The organism is Streptomyces sp. NPDC053079 (assembly GCF_044546695.1).
Taxonomy (GTDB): Bacteria; Actinomycetota; Actinomycetes; order Streptomycetales; family Streptomycetaceae; genus Streptomyces.
The window spans coordinates 1,071,519-1,087,539 of record NZ_JBITZJ010000002.1; the positions used below are offsets into that span (position 1 = coordinate 1,071,519).

Annotated in this window: 19 protein-coding genes; 14 read left to right on the top strand and 5 right to left on the bottom strand. The window is 72.7% G+C overall.

What is annotated here, in order from left to right; all coding sequences use genetic code 11:
* Positions 1-504: a DUF3515 domain-containing protein gene (locus ACIGXW_RS12135; protein WP_071965947.1), complete on the bottom strand. Its 504-nt coding sequence runs from the start codon at positions 502-504 to the stop codon at positions 1-3.
* 20 nt (positions 505-524) lie between these two features.
* Positions 525-758: an Lrp/AsnC ligand binding domain-containing protein gene (locus tag ACIGXW_RS12140; protein ID WP_360917608.1), complete on the bottom strand. Its 234-nt coding sequence runs from the start codon at positions 756-758 to the stop codon at positions 525-527.
* A 146-nt stretch (positions 759-904) separates the two neighbouring features.
* Here ACIGXW_RS12140 and ACIGXW_RS12145 point away from each other — a divergent pair, with 146 nt between their 5' ends.
* Together ACIGXW_RS12145 and thiD are read left to right on the top strand one after the other, a co-directional pair.
* Positions 905-1,876, top strand: coding sequence for a thiamine-phosphate kinase (locus ACIGXW_RS12145; protein ID WP_360917611.1), 972 nt, complete (start codon positions 905-907; stop codon positions 1,874-1,876).
* 10 nt (positions 1,877-1,886) lie between these two features.
* Complete coding sequence (gene thiD, locus ACIGXW_RS12150; RefSeq protein WP_399572353.1) at positions 1,887-2,675, top strand: bifunctional hydroxymethylpyrimidine kinase/phosphomethylpyrimidine kinase; 789 nt, start codon at positions 1,887-1,889, stop codon at positions 2,673-2,675.
* A 176-nt stretch (positions 2,676-2,851) separates the two neighbouring features.
* Here thiD and rpmB read toward each other — a convergent pair whose 3' ends face one another.
* Positions 2,852-3,037, bottom strand: a complete 186-nt coding sequence (rpmB, locus tag ACIGXW_RS12155; protein WP_003957616.1) for a 50S ribosomal protein L28 — start codon at positions 3,035-3,037, stop codon at positions 2,852-2,854.
* Positions 3,038-3,284: 247 nt separating this feature from the next.
* Between rpmB and ACIGXW_RS12160 the strand changes: the two genes are divergently transcribed.
* The 9 genes from ACIGXW_RS12160 to mutM all read left to right on the top strand — a co-directional run bounded on the left by ACIGXW_RS12160 (position 3,285) and on the right by mutM (position 12,607).
* On the top strand, positions 3,285-4,976 hold the full coding sequence (locus ACIGXW_RS12160; RefSeq protein WP_399572355.1) for a DAK2 domain-containing protein: 1,692 nt from the start codon (positions 3,285-3,287) through the stop codon (positions 4,974-4,976).
* Positions 4,977-5,024: 48 nt separating this feature from the next.
* A complete protein-coding gene (gene recG / locus ACIGXW_RS12165) occupies positions 5,025-7,220 on the top strand; it encodes an ATP-dependent DNA helicase RecG (RefSeq protein ID WP_071961646.1) in 2,196 nt (731 codons plus the stop codon).
* 118 nt (positions 7,221-7,338) lie between these two features.
* Complete coding sequence (rsmD, locus tag ACIGXW_RS12170; RefSeq protein WP_071961647.1) at positions 7,339-7,938, top strand: 16S rRNA (guanine(966)-N(2))-methyltransferase RsmD; 600 nt, start codon at positions 7,339-7,341, stop codon at positions 7,936-7,938.
* Complete coding sequence (gene coaD / locus ACIGXW_RS12175) at positions 7,935-8,444, top strand: pantetheine-phosphate adenylyltransferase (protein ID WP_071961648.1); 510 nt, start codon at positions 7,935-7,937, stop codon at positions 8,442-8,444. The genes rsmD and coaD overlap by 4 nt, the downstream gene beginning before the upstream one ends.
* A gap of 113 nt (positions 8,445-8,557) precedes the next feature.
* Entirely contained in the window at positions 8,558-9,673 is a 1,116-nt protein-coding gene (locus ACIGXW_RS12180) for an ATP synthase F0 subunit B (RefSeq protein ID WP_399572357.1), read from the top strand.
* Between the two features lie 191 nt (positions 9,674-9,864).
* Positions 9,865-10,461, top strand: coding sequence for a YceD family protein (locus tag ACIGXW_RS12185; RefSeq protein ID WP_399572359.1), 597 nt, complete (start codon positions 9,865-9,867; stop codon positions 10,459-10,461).
* A 2-nt stretch (positions 10,462-10,463) separates the two neighbouring features.
* Positions 10,464-10,637: a 50S ribosomal protein L32 gene (gene rpmF / locus ACIGXW_RS12190; RefSeq protein WP_360915403.1), complete on the top strand. Its 174-nt coding sequence runs from the start codon at positions 10,464-10,466 to the stop codon at positions 10,635-10,637.
* A gap of 19 nt (positions 10,638-10,656) precedes the next feature.
* Entirely contained in the window at positions 10,657-11,493 is an 837-nt protein-coding gene (gene rnc, locus ACIGXW_RS12195) for a ribonuclease III (RefSeq protein WP_399572361.1), read from the top strand.
* 223 nt (positions 11,494-11,716) lie between these two features.
* Entirely contained in the window at positions 11,717-12,607 is an 891-nt protein-coding gene (mutM, locus tag ACIGXW_RS12200; protein ID WP_399572363.1) for a bifunctional DNA-formamidopyrimidine glycosylase/DNA-(apurinic or apyrimidinic site) lyase, read from the top strand.
* Positions 12,608-12,610: 3 nt separating this feature from the next.
* Here mutM and ACIGXW_RS12205 read toward each other — a convergent pair whose 3' ends face one another.
* Complete coding sequence (locus tag ACIGXW_RS12205) at positions 12,611-12,997, bottom strand: helix-turn-helix domain-containing protein (RefSeq protein WP_071964641.1); 387 nt, start codon at positions 12,995-12,997, stop codon at positions 12,611-12,613.
* A gap of 106 nt (positions 12,998-13,103) precedes the next feature.
* Here ACIGXW_RS12205 and ACIGXW_RS12210 point away from each other — a divergent pair, with 106 nt between their 5' ends.
* Positions 13,104-13,688: a flavodoxin family protein gene (locus ACIGXW_RS12210; protein ID WP_399572365.1), complete on the top strand. Its 585-nt coding sequence runs from the start codon at positions 13,104-13,106 to the stop codon at positions 13,686-13,688.
* A gap of 71 nt (positions 13,689-13,759) precedes the next feature.
* On the opposite strand, the gene ACIGXW_RS12215 is transcribed toward ACIGXW_RS12210, so the two are convergent.
* Positions 13,760-14,842, bottom strand: a complete 1,083-nt coding sequence (locus ACIGXW_RS12215; protein ID WP_399572367.1) for a CAP domain-containing protein — start codon at positions 14,840-14,842, stop codon at positions 13,760-13,762.
* A gap of 228 nt (positions 14,843-15,070) precedes the next feature.
* Between ACIGXW_RS12215 and ACIGXW_RS12220 the strand changes: the two genes are divergently transcribed.
* Both ACIGXW_RS12220 and ACIGXW_RS12225 read left to right on the top strand, forming a co-directional pair.
* Positions 15,071-15,352, top strand: coding sequence for an acylphosphatase (locus ACIGXW_RS12220; RefSeq protein WP_071964639.1), 282 nt, complete (start codon positions 15,071-15,073; stop codon positions 15,350-15,352).
* Positions 15,353-15,757: 405 nt separating this feature from the next.
* Positions 15,758-15,964: a hypothetical protein gene (locus tag ACIGXW_RS12225; protein WP_071964637.1), complete on the top strand. Its 207-nt coding sequence runs from the start codon at positions 15,758-15,760 to the stop codon at positions 15,962-15,964.
* Positions 15,965-16,021: the final 57 nt, after the last annotated feature.

The window sequence follows — 16,021 nt, forward strand, 5'->3', positions numbered from 1 at the left end:
TCAGGAGATGATCCCCTCGGGGATCGTCTTCAGGACGGCGCCGGAGAGGTCGGTGAGCGCACTCAGGTCACCGCCCTCACCGACGACCTTCTTCGGCAGCGTCACCTCCACCCACGCCTCACGCCGGACGGTGGTGCAGCGCACGCTGCCGTCCGGCTGCCGCTCGGGCAGCCAGCCGACGTCGTTGACGTCCATCGAGTCGGTGGCGGGGTTCCGCTTGAGCAGAGCGGGCTTGGTCACCCCGCAGCGCAGCGAGATCTCCGGCTCGCCGTGGGTGCCGCCCCATACGGCGGTGAGGTCCGAGACGGGCTCGGCGCCGCGCCGCTCGAGCCCGCCCACGGTCTTCGGCAGCTCCTTGTGCAGCGCCCGGCAGAGCGCGGCCTGCCGCTCCGGCGGCGAGGGCACCGCCGGGCCCGCCCCGGCGTCCGGGCCCGAACAGGCCACGGCCGCGAGGAGCACGGCGACGGAGGGCAGGCCGAGGGGCCGGCGGAGCGAAGACTTCACCGGCCGAGCATACGGGGGAGCTAGATATGAACGACCGGGCAGGTCAGGGTGCGGGTGATGCCCTCCACTTTCTGGACCTGCGCGACCACCATCCGGCCGAGCTCGTCCACGGTGTCGGCCTGGGCACGCACGATGACGTCGTACGGCCCCGTCACGTCCTCGGCCTGGATCACTCCCGGGATCTTGCCGATGACTTCGGCCACGGTCGACGCCTTGCCGACCTCGGTCTGGATCAGGATGTACGCCTGTACCACGGAACCTCCAGGGCGGCTTCGAGGATCATGTGGGGAGAAGAGACGCCACGGTACCGCGTCGCCGCACGGTGCGGGGAGACCCGCGCGGCCTGCGCGGCGCGGGACACGTCACGAACAGGGCAACCGACACTCCGAGGAGGAGCTCAGTGAAAGGCACCGTGGGCGAGTTGGGGGAGTTCGGGCTCATCAGAGAGCTGACCTCCCGGCTCACCACCACCCCGGCGGTCCGGCTCGGGCCGGGTGACGACGCCGCGGTGGTAGCGGCGCCCGACCGCCGGGTCGTGGCCAGTACGGACGTGCTCCTGGAGGGGCGCCACTTCCGCCGCGACTGGTCCACCGCCTACGACGTCGGCCGCAAGGCCACCGCGCAGAACCTCGCCGACATCGCCGCCATGGGCGCGGTGCCCACGGCGGTCCTGCTGGGCCTCGTCGTACCCGCCGAGCTCCCCGCCACCTGGCCGACCGAGCTCATGGACGGGATCCGCGACGAGTGCCAGGTCGCGGGCGCGGCGGTGGTCGGCGGGGACGTGGTGCGCGGTGAGACGATCACCGTCGCCATCACGGCGCTGGGCGACCTGCGCAACCACGAGCCGGTCACCCGCTCCGGCGCCCGGGCCGGCGACGTCGTCGCCGTCACGGGCTGGCTGGGCTGGTCGGCGGCCGGACTCGCCGTGCTCTCCCGCGGCTTCCGCTCGCCGCGCGCCTTCGTCGAGGCCCACCGGCGGCCCGAGCCCCCGTACCACGCGGGTCCGGCCGCCGCCGCGCTCGGCGCCACCGCCATGACGGACGTCAGCGACGGCCTCATCGCCGACCTCGGCCACATCGCCGAGGCCAGCAAGGTCCGCATCGACCTGCGCACGGCGGCCATCGACGTGCCCACCCAGATGCTGGACATCGGGCAGGCCGTGGGCGTCGACCCGCTGCAGTGGGTGCTGACCGGCGGCGAGGACCACGCCATCGTGGCGACGTTCCCGCCCGACGTGAAGCTGCCGGCCCGCTGGAAGGTCATCGGCGAGGTCGTCAACCCCTCCGCGCTGCCCCAGGTCACCGTGGACGGTGCCCCCTGGGACAAGGCGGGCGGCTGGGACCACTTCGGGGACATGGAGCCGGGGGAGTAGATTCGGCGCCATGCCGATACCCCCACGCGTGCTGACCGTCGCCGGATCCGACTCCGGCGGCGGTGCGGGCATCCAGGCCGACCTGAAGACGATGCTGGCCCTCGGCACGCACGGCATGAGCGTGGTCACCGCCGTCACCGCCCAGAACTCCCTGGGCGTCCAGGGCGCGTGGCCGCTGCCCGCCGAGGCCGTACGGGCCCAGTTCCGCAGCGTCGTCGACGACATCGGCGTCCAGGCCGTCAAGACCGGCATGCTGGCCTCGGCGGAGCTGGTGGAGACGGTCGCCGCCCTACTGGCGGACGTGGGCGCCCCCGTGGTCGTCGACCCGGTCGGCATCTCCAAGCACGGCGATGCCCTGCTGGCCGCCTCCGCCCTCGACGCGGTCCGCACGAAGCTGCTGCCGGCCGCCACCGTCGCCACCCCCAACCTGGACGAGGTCGCCTGGCTCACGGGCGTACGGGTGAGAACCGAGGCCGACCTGCGGCACGCGGCGGACGCGGTGCTGTCGTTCGGCCCGCGGTGGGCCCTCATCAAGGGCGGCCACCTCCGCGGTGACGCGGTCGACCTGCTGACGGACGGCACGGACGAACACTGGCTGCGGGCGCCGCGCCACGACAACCGGCATACGCACGGGACGGGGTGCACGCTGGCGAGTGCGATCGCCTGCGGGCTCGCGAAGGGGCTGGCGGTGCCGGAGGCGGTGGCTGCCGCCAAGGACTACGTCACGGGCGCGATCGCGGCGGGCTTCGCCTTGGGGCGCGGTATCGGCCCGGTGCGGCACGGCTGGATGATCCCCTGACCCGCCCTTTCACCGTTTCTTGTCCTCAAACGCCGGACGGGCTGGATTTTCCAGCCCGTCCGGCGTTTGAGGACCGGGATCCGGGGCGGAGCCCCGGTGAGAGGGACAGCGAAAAGCCGGCCCCCCGAAGGGGACCGGCTTTCAAGGGTCGGCGAGGCTGCCGCGCTACTAGCTAGTTAGCGCGAGACCTTGCCGGCCTTGATGCACGAGGTGCAGACATTGAGGCGCTTCGGCGTCCGACCGACCACGGCACGCACACGCTGGATGTTCGGGTTCCAGCGACGGGACGTACGGCGGTGCGAGTGCGAAATGTTGTTGCCGAAGCCCGGCCCCTTGCCGCAGACGTCGCAGTTGGCAGCCACGGGTCACTCCAAAGACTTCAGATGCACTTACGGGAAATCCCGGCGTACCGATGTCGGTGGTGACTGGCTTGCCAGGGGGTATGGCCTGATTCTCATCAGGCAACCGGAGCAGCATACAACGACCGCTCCTGGACAACGAAACTACCATGACCGCCCCGGACCCCGCCCGGCCCGCCCGTCCGCCGCCCCGGCCGGACTACTCTGCTCCAGCACTGCCCACCGTCCCGAGAGTCCGAGGAGGACACAGGTGCCGCCCACGCTGGACGCCGATGCGGTACGCACCTGGTGCGCGCTGGCGCTCGACGCGCTCGGCCGCAGCCGCGAGGAGATCGACGCGATCAACGTCTATCCCGTCGCGGACGGCGACACCGGCACCAACCTCTACCTGACCGTCGAGTCCGCCACCCGCGCGGTCGACGCCGTCTTCGAGGGCCACGCCACCACCGGCCCCGCCTCCCGCCCCGACCTGGCCGAGGCCGTACGGGCCATGGCCCACGGAGCGCTCATAGGGGCGCGCGGAAACTCCGGCACCATCCTCGCCCAGCTGCTGCGCGGCATGGCGGAGGTCCTGGTGGCGGCCGGTGACAGGGATCACCGCCCCGGCGGCCCCGGCCCCGACGACGCGGCGCTGCTGCGGCGGGCCCTGCGGCGCGCGGTGGAGTCCGCGTACGAAGGGGTCGCCCGGCCCGTGGAGGGCACCGTCCTGACCGTCGCCGCGGCCGCGGCCGAGGCCGCCGCCACCACCGCCGGCGACGGCGCGGCCGTCGCCCGGGCCGCGCACGAAGGGGCCCGTACGGCCCTGGAGGCCACCCCCCGCCAGCTGGAGGTGCTCGGCCGGGCCGGAGTGGTCGACGCCGGCGGCAAGGGCCTCGTGGAGGTCCTGGGCGCCCTGGCCGCCGCCCTGGCCGGCGGGGAGCCGGCACCCGGCGCGGCACCCGGCGCGGCGGGCGGCGCGCGGGGTGCCGTCACCCCTCACTCCTGGCAGAGCGAAGGCTGCCCGGCCGACCTCGGCGACGCCGCCGCGGGCGGCGACCCCGCCTTCGAGGTGATCTACCTGCTGGAGGCCGACGACGCGGCCGTGGCCCGCCTGCGCACCCGGCTCGACGCACTGGGCGAGTCCCTGGTCGTCGTCGGCGGCGACGGGCTGTGGAACGTCCACGTCCATGTCGACGACGCCGGCGCCGCCGTCGAGGCGGGCGTCGAGGCCGGGCGCCCGTACCGCATCCGCATCACCCACTTCGCCGCCGACCAGGAGCGCACCCGCGTCCGCGAGCCCGCCCAGCGGGCCGTCGTCGCGGTCGTGCCCGGCGCCGGACTGGCGGCCCTGTGCGAGCAGGCCGGGGCGACCGTGGTGGCCGTGCGACCGGGGGAGCCGCCCGCCGCCGGCGAGCTGCTCCAGGCGGTCCGGCGCGCCCACGCGCGCGAGGTCGTCCTGCTGCCCAACGACGCCGACCTGCGGCACACCGCCGCCGCTGCCGCCGAACAGGCGCGCAGCGAGGGCGTACGGGTCGCGCTGATCCCCACCCGCTCGCCGGTCCAGGGCATCGCGGCCCTGGCCGTCCACGAGTCCGGCCGCCGCTTCGACGAGGACGTCGTCGCCATGACCGCCGCCGCCGGCGCCACCCGCTACGCGGAGCTCGTCGTGGCCGAGCGGCAGTCCTGGACCATGGCGGGCGTCTGCCAGGCCGGCGACGTGCTCGGCCTGATCGACGGCGACGTCGCCGTCATCGGCGCCGAGCTCGCCCGGACCGCCGAGACCGTGCTGGACCGGATGCTCGCGGCGGGCGGCGAGATGGTCACCCTCGTCCTGGGCGCGGAGGTCCCCGACGCCGTCGCCGAGCGCCTGCAACGGCACGTACGCGACGGCCACCTCGCCGTCGACACCCTGGTCTACCGGGGCGAACAGCAGTCCGCACGGCTCCTCATCGGCATCGAATAGGCCGCGACGGGCACCGAATGGGCCCGGTTGTCACAGGCGTGGTGTGCAATGGAACGCGTGCCCGCGCTCGAAGAACCCCTCCACAAGACTCTCGGCGGCAACACCGCGAAGGTGATGGCCGAGCACCTCGACCTGCACACGGTCGGCGACCTGCTGCACCACTACCCGCGCCGCTACGCCGAGCGCGGCGAGCTGACCCGGCTCGCCGACCTGCCGCTGGACGAGCACGTCACGGTCGTCGCGCAGGTCAGCGACGCCCGCGTGCTGAAGTTCAACAACGGCAAGGGCCAGCGCCTGGAGGTCACGCTCACCGACGGCAGCGGCCGGCTCCAGCTGGTCTTCTTCGGCCGGTCGATCTACCACCACCAAAAGGAGCTCGTCCCCGGCCGCCGCGGCATGTTCGCGGGCAAGGTCGGCACCTTCCGCAACATCCGCCAGCTCTCCCACCCCGCCTACGAGATGCTCGGCGAGGACAGCGGCGCGGACGCCGTCGAGGCATGGGCCAACCAGCTGATCCCGCTGTACCCGGCCTGCTCGCAGATGGAGTCCTGGAAGGTCTCCAACGCCGTCGACGTGGTGCTGGCCTCGATGGAGGCCACCGGCTGGCAGAGCGTCGTCGACCCGCTGCCGGACGCGTTGCGCGCGGGCCGCGGCCTGCTCCCGCTGCCGGAGGCGCTGCGCAAGGTGCACCGCCCGCGCACCAAGGCCGAGATCGAGGACGCCCGGTCCCGGCTGAAGTGGGACGAGGCGTTCGTCCTGCAGGTCGCCCTCGCCCGCCGCCGCCACGCCGACTCCCAGCTGCCGGCCGTGCCCCGCAAGCCGCTGGCCGGCGGCCTGCTCGACGCCTTCGACGCCAAGCTGCCCTTCACCCTCACCGACGGCCAGCGGAAGGTCTCCGCCGAGATCTTCGACGACCTGGCCACCGAGCACCCCATGCACCGCCTGCTGCAGGGCGAGGTCGGCAGCGGCAAGACGATGGTCGCCCTGCGCGCCATGCTCGGCGTCGTCGACGCCGGCGGCCAGGCCGCGATGCTCGCCCCCACCGAAGTGCTCGCCCAGCAGCACCACCGCTCCATCACCGAGATGATGGGCGAGCTCGCCGAGGGCGGCATGCTCGGCGGCGCCGAGCAGGGCACGAAGGTCGTGCTGCTCACCGGCTCCATGGGCACCGCCGCCCGCCGGCAGGCGCTGCTCGACCTCGTCACGGGCGAGGCCGGCATCGTCGTCGGCACCCACGCCCTGATCGAGGACAAGGTGCAGTTCCACGACCTGGGCCTGGTCGTGGTGGACGAACAGCACCGCTTCGGCGTCGAGCAGCGCGACGCCCTGCGCTCCAAGGGCAAGCAGCCCCCGCACCTGCTGGTGATGACCGCGACGCCCATCCCGCGCACGGTCGCCATGACCGTCTTCGGCGATCTGGAGACGTCCGTGCTGGACCAGCTCCCGGCCGGCCGCTCGCCGATCGCCACCCACGTGGTGCCCGCCAAGGACAAGCCCCACTTCCTCGCCCGCACCTGGGAGCGGGTGCGCGAGGAGATCGAGGGCGGCCACCAGGCGTACGTGGTGTGCCCGCGCATCGGCGACGAGGAGGACGGCAAGAAGAAGCAGGCCGGGGAGGACGCCGAGCGGCGCCCGCCGCTGGCCGTCCTGGAGATCGCCGAGCAGCTCGGCGCTGGACCGCTGGCCGGCCTGCGCGTGGAGGTGCTGCACGGACGGATGCAGCCCGACGCCAAGGACGACGTCATGCGCCGCTTCGCGGCCGGTGAGGTCGACGTCCTGGTCGCCACGACCGTCATCGAGGTGGGCGTGAACGTGCCCAACTCCACGGTCATGGTGATCATGGACGCGGACCGGTTCGGCGTCTCCCAGCTGCACCAGCTGCGCGGCCGGGTGGGCCGCGGTTCGGCAGCGGGGCTGTGCCTGCTGGTCACCGAGGCCTTCGAGGCGAGCCCCGCCCGGGCCCGGCTGGGCGCCGTCGCGGCGACCCTGGACGGCTTCGAGCTCTCCCGCATCGACCTGGAGCAGCGCCGCGAGGGCGACGTGCTCGGCCAGGCGCAGTCCGGCGTCCGCTCCAGCCTGCGGATGCTCACCGTCATCGACGACGAGGAGGTCATCGCGGCCGCCCGCGAGGAGGCCGCGGCGATCGTGGCGGCCGACCCGGAGCTGGCCGGACTGCCCGCGCTGCGCACCGCGTTGGACGCCCTGCTGGACAAGGAGCGGGAGGAATTCCTCGACAAGGGATGAGCTCCCGCCGCACCCGCGCGGCCGCCGCGGCGCCGACGCCATACGCTGAAGGGGCGGCGGCCCCCGCCGCCGACACCACACGACACCGCGCCACCCACCGCGAAGGACTTAAGACCCCATGACCCGCGTGATCGCCGGCGCCGCCGGCGGACGCCGCCTGGCCGTGCCGCCCGGCACCGGCACCCGTCCGACCTCCGACCGGGCGCGCGAGGGCCTGTTCTCCACCTGGGTGTCCCTCCTCGGCACCCTGGACGGCACGCGTGTGCTGGACCTCTACGGCGGCTCGGGCGCGGTCGGACTGGAGGCCCTCTCGCGCGGCGCCGCGCACGTCCTGCTGGTCGAGGCGGACGCCCGCGCGGTCCGGGTCATCCGGGAGAACGTCCGTGCGATCGGGTTGCCGGGCGCCGAGGTGCGCAGCGGCAAGGCCGAGCAGGCCGTCGCCGGCCCGCCGCCGGCGAGCCCGTACGACGTGGTCTTCCTCGACCCGCCCTACGTCGTGAGCGACGACGAGCTCCGCGAGATCCTGCTCACACTGCGTACCGGGGGCTGGCTCGCGGACGACGCGCTGATCACCGTGGAGCGCAGCACCCGGGGCGGGGAATTCCGCTGGCCGGACGGCTTTGACGCACTGAGGGCCCGTCGTTACGGCGAGGGGACGCTTTGGTACGGTCGCGCCGCCTCGGCGTGCACTGCCGACACACCGTCAGGCACGTCATGAATGGACCGGAGAGCGAGGAACCACCGTTGCGCCGCGCCGTCTGTCCGGGGTCGTTCGACCCCGTCACCAATGGACACCTCGACATCATCGCCCGCGCGTCCAAGCTGTACGACGTCGTGCACGTGGCCGTGATGATCAACAAGTCGAAGCAGGGCCTGTTCACCGTCGACGAGCGGATAGAGCTGCTGCGGCAGGTCACCGCCGAGTACGGCAACGTGCGGGTCGAGTCCTTCCACGGCCTTCTCGTCGACTTCTGCAAGCAGCGTGACATCCCCGCCATCGTCAAGGGCCTGCGGGCGGTCAGCGACTTCGACTACGAGCTGCAGATGGCCCAGATGAACAACGGGCTCTCGGGCGTCGAGACCCTGTTCGTCCCCACCAACCCCACCTACAGCTTCCTCTCCTCCAGCCTGGTCAAGGAGGTCGCGACCTGGGGTGGCGACGTCTCCCACCTGGTGCCGCCGCTGGTGCTGGAGGCGCTCAAGGAGCGGCTGGGGCAGCAGTGAGAATCTGACGGGCCGTCAGTAGCTGCGGGGCGGGTCCGCCGGCCGTACAGTCGTCTCGTTCGTTACGTCGGCCGGAAGGCCCCCCGGATTCCAAGAAGGCGGCGACCGTCAAGGTGGACGTCCAGAAGAAGCTCGACGAGATCGTCACGACCGTCGCCGGCGCCCGTGCCCTGCCCATGTCGGCCTCCTGCGTCCTCAACCGGGCCGAGCTGCTCGCCCTGCTCGAGGAGGTGCGCGGCGCCCTGCCCGGCTCGCTCGCCCAGGCGCGGGAGGTCATCGGCGGCCGGGAGCAGCTCGTGGCGGACGCCCGCGAGGAGGCCGAGCGCATCCTGGAGTCGGCTCGCGCCCAGCGCGGCTCCCTGATCTCCGACACCGAGGTCGCCCGCCAGTCCCAGGAGGAGGCCGACCGCATCCTCGCCGAGGCCCGGCGGGAAGCGGCGGAGATCCGCGCGGAGGCCGACGACTACGTCGACAGCAAGCTCGCCAACTTCGAGGTCGTCCTCACCAAGACCATCGGCTCGGTCGACCGCGGCCGCGAGAAGCTGCTCGGCCTGCCCGGCGCGGACGCCCAGTCGGCGGACGAGGACGCTCCGGAGCGCAGCGCCGACCCCGCGACCCAGCGCCACCGCGCCGACGAGTACGTCGACGCCAAGATGGGCGCCGTCTCGGCGGTGCTGGCCAAGACGCTGGAGGCCGTCGGGCGGGGCCGCGAGAAGCTGCTCGGGGCCCGGCCCGCGGACGAGCTCGGCGCCCACATGGCCGCCCAGGACGGTCTGCGTACCGGCCGCCCCACGAGCGACGCCGACTTCCTGGCCGAGCTGGCCGCCCCGCAGGAGGCGCCACAGCCCTACTCCGCGCCTCAGGAGCCCCAGCAGCCCCCGCAGCCCGCTTGGGGCGACTACGCCGCCCCCGCGCCCGCCTATGCCGCTCAGCAGGACCCGTACGGCTACCCCCAGCACCAGGGCGCCCCCTACGCACCCCAGACCGATCCGTACGCCGTCCACGGCGGCTACCAGCAGCCCGACCCCTACGGCTGGCAGCCCCAGGACGGCGGGCACGGCTACGGCGCCCCGGGGGGCTACGGCGAGCCGCAGCAGCACGCCCAGCCGTACCAGCCCCAGCACGCCCAGGGTCAGCAGCCGCAGGGCGGGGCGCTCGACGAGACCAGCCTCTTCGACACCTCGATGATCGACCTCGACCAGCTCCGGCGGTACGAACAGGGGCGCTGAACCGGCCTCGCCGGCCGGTCCGATGGGTCCGGATTGGGTCCAGGGCGAGCCGTCCAGTATCCTGGCTCTTCGGTCGCGTGTACGTCCGCGATCCAGGCTGCCCTCCGTGCGTCAGAGCCCGGGGGTCGTCGTCACCGCAGCGTAGAAAGCAGGAAGCCCTGAACGCCCGCCTTGATCCCCGCAACCCTCTCGTGTTCGACACACGCGAGCTGGGCCGGCGACCCGGCGCGCTGAAGCGGGTCTCCCGCTCCGTCCCCGCTCCCCAGGACCTCGGCATCGAGGTCATCGGTGTGCCCGAGGGCGCCGCGGTGGAGCTGGACCTCCGGCTCGAGTCGGTCATGGAAGGGGTGCTCGTCACAGGCACCGCCCGTGCACCGCTCACCGGGGAGTGCGTAAGGTGTCTGGAGCCGCTGGAGCGAGAGCTCGAAGCGGACTTCCAGGAGATGTTCTCCTACCCCGACGCCGACGCCCGGAGCCGCCACGCGGACACCGGCGACGACGCCGAGGACGATGAGGAGGACATGCTCTTCCTCGAGGACGACATGTTCGACCTCGAACCCGTGCTGCGGGACGCGGTGGTGCTCTCACTGCCGCTGCAGCCGGTGTGCCAGGAAGACTGCCCTGGCCTGTGCTCCGAGTGCGGGGCACGGCTGGCGGACGACCCGGACCACCACCACGACGCCGTCGACATCCGTTGGGCGGCACTGCAGGGACTCGCCGGTTCCGACCAGGACGGCGAGAAGGAAAACGCACCCCGTGCCAACGGGGATGACTCACAGGAGAAGTAGCCGTGGCTGTTCCGAAGCGGAAGATGTCGCGCAGCAACACGCGCCACCGCCGGTCGCAGTGGAAGGCTGCGGTCCCCACCCTGGTGGCATGCGCTAGCTGCCACGAGCCGAAGCTGCAGCACATCGCGTGCCCGAGCTGCGGCACCTACAACAAGCGCCAGGTCATCGCGGTCTGATCGGCGGGTGACAGGCTTCATGTCAGATGCCACTACGCCGTCCCGCAGTCGCGGGAATGGATCGGCGCCGGCGGACACGGCCTCGTCTCACACGCTTCTGGAAGGGCGGCTCGGGTACACACTCGAGACCGCCCTTCTGGTGCGTGCGCTGACGCACCGGTCCTACGCGTACGAGAACGGCGGTCTTCCCACCAACGAGCGGCTTGAGTTCCTCGGGGACTCGGTCCTGGGTCTGGTGGTCACGGACACCCTCTACCGCATCCACCCCGACCTGCCCGAGGGCCAGCTGGCCAAGCTGCGGGCCGCGGTGGTCAACTCGAGGGCGCTGGCGGAGGTCGGCCGCGGCCTGGAGCTCGGCTCCTTCATCCGGCTCGGCCGGGGCGAAGAGGGCACGGGCGGCCGGGACAAGGCGTCGATCCTCGCGGACACCCTCGAAGCGGTCATCGGTGCGGTCTACCTCGACCAGGGCCTGGAGGCCGCTGCCGAGCTGGTGCACCGGCTCTTCGATCCGCTGATCGAGAAGTCCTCCAACCTCGGCGCAGGCCTGGACTGGAAGACCAGCCTCCAGGAGCTGACCGCCACCGAGGGTCTCGGGGTCCCCGAGTACCTGGTCTCCGAGACCGGTCCCGACCACGAGAAGACCTTCACGGCTGCTGCCCGCGTCGGTGGTGTCGCGTACGGCACCGGCACCGGCCGCAGCAAGAAGGAAGCGGAGCAGCAGGCGGCGGAATCCGCCTGGCGCGCCATCAACAGCGCGGCGGAAGCCCGCGTGGCGGCCGAGAAGGCCGCCGCCGAATCCGGTGTGGTGCCGGGGGACGACGCGTCCTCCGACAGCGTGCCGGGCACGGCGAACTGATACCCGGGCCGGGGGGGGGGGGGGGGGGGGGGGGGGGGGGGGGGGGGGGGGGGGGGGGGGGGGGGGGGGGGGGGGCGGCGGGCGGGGGGGGGGGGGGGGGCCCCCGCCGCCCCGCGGGGGGGGGGGGGCCCCCCGCCCCCCCCCCCGGCCCGCCCGGGGGGGCCCCGCCCCCCCCCGGGCCGGCCCCTTTTTCTCTTCCCGTTCCCGTCCCGGAAGGAATGCCGTGCCCGAGCTGCCCGAGGTCGAGGTCGTCCGCAGTGGCCTGGAGCGCTGGGTCTGCGGGCGCACGGTCGCCGCGGTGGAGGTCCTGCACCCCCGGGCCGTACGCCGCCACCTCGCCGGGCCGGACGACTTCGCCGCCCAGCTGACCGGGCAGCGCCTCGGCCCCGCCCGGCGGCGGGGCAAGTACCTCTGGCTGCCCGTCGAGCCGCCCACGGACACGGGCGAAGCCCCGGCCCGGGCCGTCCTGGCCCACCTCGGCATGAGCGGTCAGCTGCTCGTACAGCCCCAGGGCTCGCCCGACGAGAAGCACCTGCGCATCCGTGTCCGCTTCGCCGACGCCGAGGCGACCGAGCTGCGCTTCGTCGACCAGCGCACCTTCGGCGGGCTCTCGCTGCACGACACGGTGCCCGGGGACAGTGAGGGCCTTCCCGACGTCATCGCGCACATCGCCCGCGACCCCCTCGACCCCGCCTTCGACGACGACGCCTTCCACGCCGCGCTGCGTCGGCGCCGCACGACGATCAAGCGCGCGCTGCTCGACCAGTCGCTGATCAGCGGCGTGGGCAACATCTACGCCGACGAGGCGCTGTGGCGCACCCGGCTGCACTACGACCGGCCGACGGCGGGCCTGACCCGGCCGCGCACGGCCGAGCTGCTCACCCACATCCGCGAGGTCATGAACGAGGCCCTCGCCGCCGGCGGGACCAGCTTCGACGCGCTCTACGTCAATGTGAACGGCGAGTCGGGGTACTTCGACCGCTCGCTGGACGCCTACGGCCGGGAGGACGAGCCCTGCCGCCGCTGCGGCACGGCGATGCGCCGCCGGCCCTGGATGAACCGCTCCAGCTATTTCTGCCCGCGCTGCCAGCCCGCTCCGCGCCCCGCGCGATAAGCCCTAGCGCCCCGCGTCGTAGCGCTCCTGAGCCGCCAGGACCTCCGGCATCCGCTCCTCCAGCAGCTCGATCAGGCTCAGCAGCCGCTCGGCGGCCTCCCGTCCCAGCGGCGTCAGCCGGTAGTCCACCCGCGGAGGGTTGGTCTGCTGCGCCTCGCGGTGCACCAGCCCGTCACGCTCCAGCGCCTGGAGCGTCTGCGCCAGCATCTTCTCGCTGACGCCCTCCACCCGCCGGCGCAGCTCGTTGAAGCGCAGCGTGTCCTCGCGGAGCGCGCCGAGCGTGAGGCTGCCCCAGCGACCCGTGACGTGCCCCAGGGTGTCGCGCGCCGGGCAGTTGCGCGCGAAGACGTCGAAGGGCAGGTGCTCGTCCGGGCCGTCGTGCGTCGTCATGAGGACACCATACTGTGATGCAGCGCTAACCAGTAGGTTGCGCTTTCTAAAAGTTAGTGCTTTCCTGTGGTCACCCATTCGGCGCAACCGCTTCCTGGAGCCCCCTGTGACCACGCCTGTCGTCTCCATCGCCTACCACTCCGGCTTCGGCCACACCGCCGTCCTCGCCGAAGCCGTCCGGACCGGTGCCACCGAGGCCGGCGCGACCGTCAACCTGATCAACGTCGCCGAGATCACCGAGGCCCAGTGGGAGCAGCTCGACGCCTCCGACGCGATCGTCTTCGGCTCGCCCACCTACATGGGCACCGCCTCCGGCGCCTTCCACGTCTTCGCCGAGGCCACCTCCAAGCGCTGGTTCACCCGCGCCTGGCAGGACAAGCTGGCGGCCGGCTTCACCAACTCCGCCTCCAAGAGCGGCGACAAGCTGCACACCCTGCAGTTCTTCACCGTCCTCGCGGCCCAGCACGGCATGCACTGGGTGGGCCTCGGCGCCATGCCCGGCTGGAACAGCTCCACGGCCTCCGAGAACGACATCAACCGCCTCGGCTTCTTCCTGGGCGCCGGCGCCCAGACCAACAACGACCAGGGCCCCGAGGGCGTGCACAAGGCCGACATAGCCACCGCCGAGCTCCTCGGCCGCCGCATCGCCGAGCAGGCGCGGGTCTACGTCGCGGGCCGCGCCGCCCTCTGACGCACCCCGCCCGGCGCACCCCCGCCCCGGCCCGGACGGCTTGGAGACCGTCCGGGCCGGGGCGGCGGCGTTCAGTAGCCGAAGTCCTGCGTCCAATAAGGGCCGTTGCCGCCGTGATGCACTCCGACGCCGATGCTCTTGTAGTCGCAGTTGAGGATGTTCGCCCGATGACCGCTGCTGCGCATCCAGGCGTCCATCACCGTGTGCGCGTCCGGGTGGCCGCGCGCGATGTTCTCCCCGCCCAGGTTCCTGACGCCGCGTTTGGCGGCCCGGTCCCACGGCGTCCTGCCCTCCGGGTCGGTGTGGTCGAAGAACCCCCGTCGGGCCATGTCGTCACTGAAGGACTGGGCGAGGCGGTTGAGCTTGCCGCTCGCCCGCAGCGGACGGCAGCCCGCCTTCGCCCGCTCCGCGTTGACCAGGGACAGCACCAGGTGCGCCGCTGACGACCGGGGGTCGGCCAGCGTGCCGTGCACCTGCGCCAGGCCGTCGTCGGCGGCGGCCGCGGGGGAGTGCGGCTTCACCGCCGTGCGGGCCGGCCGCGCGGCGGGGGCACCGCGGCGTGGATCGGCGCCGGCGAACCGGTCGGCGGGCGTGGCCGACGGTGACGCCGAGGAAGGGGGCGCGGAGGCCGGGGCGGACGGCGGGCGTTCGGCCCCCCGGCTCGCCGGTACCGACTCGCGCAGACCGGCCTCGTCCACGCCGCCCGCCCGCGCCGCCCGGGCCCGCTGCCGCGGCTGCTCGCGCTGGTCCGCCCGGTCCGCCGGGGCGGCGGCCGGGCGGGAGTGCTGCTCGGGGGTCTCGGGCGGACCGTCGGCCCGCACCTGCCCCGTCGTACCGGCGCCGGGGGAGTGCCCGGCGCCGCCGCCCATCGAGAAGACACCGCTGGGCAGCAGTCCGGAGACCACCGCGACCGCGCCCATGGCCACGGCGGCGGACGCGCCCAGCAGTCCCGTGCGCCGGCCGGGCGCCGTGGCCTTGCCGCCCTTGGCCGTCTTGCTCGCCTTGCCGGTCCTGCCACCGGCCTTGCCCGCCGCGCCCGCCCGGGTCCGCTTGGCCCGGTGCGGACTCCTGTGGCGTCCGGCACCGGGGGGAGCGGTGCGGATGACGGGGATGGGCTGGGTTACTGCTTCGGCCGGATCCTCGAGCTCGAACACTTCGGCCGACTCGCTCGTGAGGGGATCCCGGGCTTTCCGGGCATTCGCCACCGCTTCGTCAGCGGTCGCGCGGGCAGAGCGTCGATGGCGACCCATCCGCTGCCTTCCTTACGTGTTCGGCGTGAAAGTGCGTCACTCGTACGGGGGAGCCGTATTTGGGCGCGACTGTACGGCACGGTGTGCCGGGCCGAAGTGCTGCTTATGTAATTGGCCGGTTAACGTGCAGACATGAACGAAGATGTCCGCCTCACTGCGTGGGTCCGTGGTCATGTGCAAGGTGTCGGCTTCCGTTGGTTCACCCGGGCCAACGCATTGCGCATCGGGGAGCTGATCGGCTTCGCCTCCAACCTCGCCGATGGCCGGGTCCAGGTCGTCGCCGAGGGGTCCCGTCAGGGGTGCGAACAGTTGCTCGACTGGCTCCGGAAGGGCGACACGCCCGGGCGCGTGGACGGTGTCACCGAGATCTGGGACACACCCAAGGGTGGATACGACGGCTTCGAGATCCGCTGATCGCACGACCGGGAAATCGCATTCCGACTCGATTCCGAAGGTCGGTCACGGGGGATGACCTACGAACACATATGCCTTTGGCATATGTGTTCACTGGAAATTGCCTGATGGTTGCCAACTCGGCCGCATCGTGCAAGGCTGCCTCTCAACGGATGATCTCTACGCCCCTCGGGCCCCGGGAGCGGAATGCGGCGCGGTTTCTCCCGCGTGCACCCCCGGGACGCCCGTGGATACAGGGTGTGATCGTGTTGACCGTCAAACCATTTGGTGAGACTCTGGAAGCCCCGCGCACCTTAGCTGTTTGGCATTGAAACACCGCAGTATGTGATGGCAGACACCGCGGGTGCGAATCCCTCACGACCCACACCGCTACGGTCGGTCACTCAGTGTGGAGGACCATCCATCATGGCAAAGGCGCTTCTCGGTTACGTCGGCGGCTCCGACCCCCGAGTCCTCTCCGAGATGCGACGGCTCCAGCAGCGTGTCCAGGACCTCGAATCCGAGCTCATTCGGATGCAGGCCGAGAACGACGCGCTGGCTGCCGCCGCTCACCACGGTGACTCGCTGCTCGACAGCATCGACGTAACCAAGGCGGAGCCTGCGCTCGCCTGATCGCGCTGCCCTGCCCCGGGGGCCCGGTCGGGCTGCACTGTCAGCCGCTTGAGAGTT

Excerpts from the sequence above, each read along its gene's own strand:
- thiD (WP_399572353.1), top strand. The coding sequence starts at position 1,887 with ATGCCGATACCCCCACGCGTGCTGACCGTCGCCGGATCCGACTCCGGC.
- recG (WP_071961646.1), top strand. The coding sequence starts at position 5,025 with ATGGAACGCGTGCCCGCGCTCGAAGAACCCCTCCACAAGACTCTCGGC.
- rsmD (WP_071961647.1), top strand. The coding sequence starts at position 7,339 with ATGACCCGCGTGATCGCCGGCGCCGCCGGCGGACGCCGCCTGGCCGTG.
- coaD (WP_071961648.1), top strand. The coding sequence starts at position 7,935 with ATGAATGGACCGGAGAGCGAGGAACCACCGTTGCGCCGCGCCGTCTGT.
- rnc (WP_399572361.1), top strand. The coding sequence starts at position 10,657 with ATGTCAGATGCCACTACGCCGTCCCGCAGTCGCGGGAATGGATCGGCG.
- ACIGXW_RS12205 (WP_071964641.1), bottom strand. The coding sequence starts at position 12,997 with ATGACGACGCACGACGGCCCGGACGAGCACCTGCCCTTCGACGTCTTC.
- ACIGXW_RS12220 (WP_071964639.1), top strand. The coding sequence starts at position 15,071 with ATGAACGAAGATGTCCGCCTCACTGCGTGGGTCCGTGGTCATGTGCAA.
- ACIGXW_RS12225 (WP_071964637.1), top strand. The coding sequence starts at position 15,758 with ATGGCAAAGGCGCTTCTCGGTTACGTCGGCGGCTCCGACCCCCGAGTC.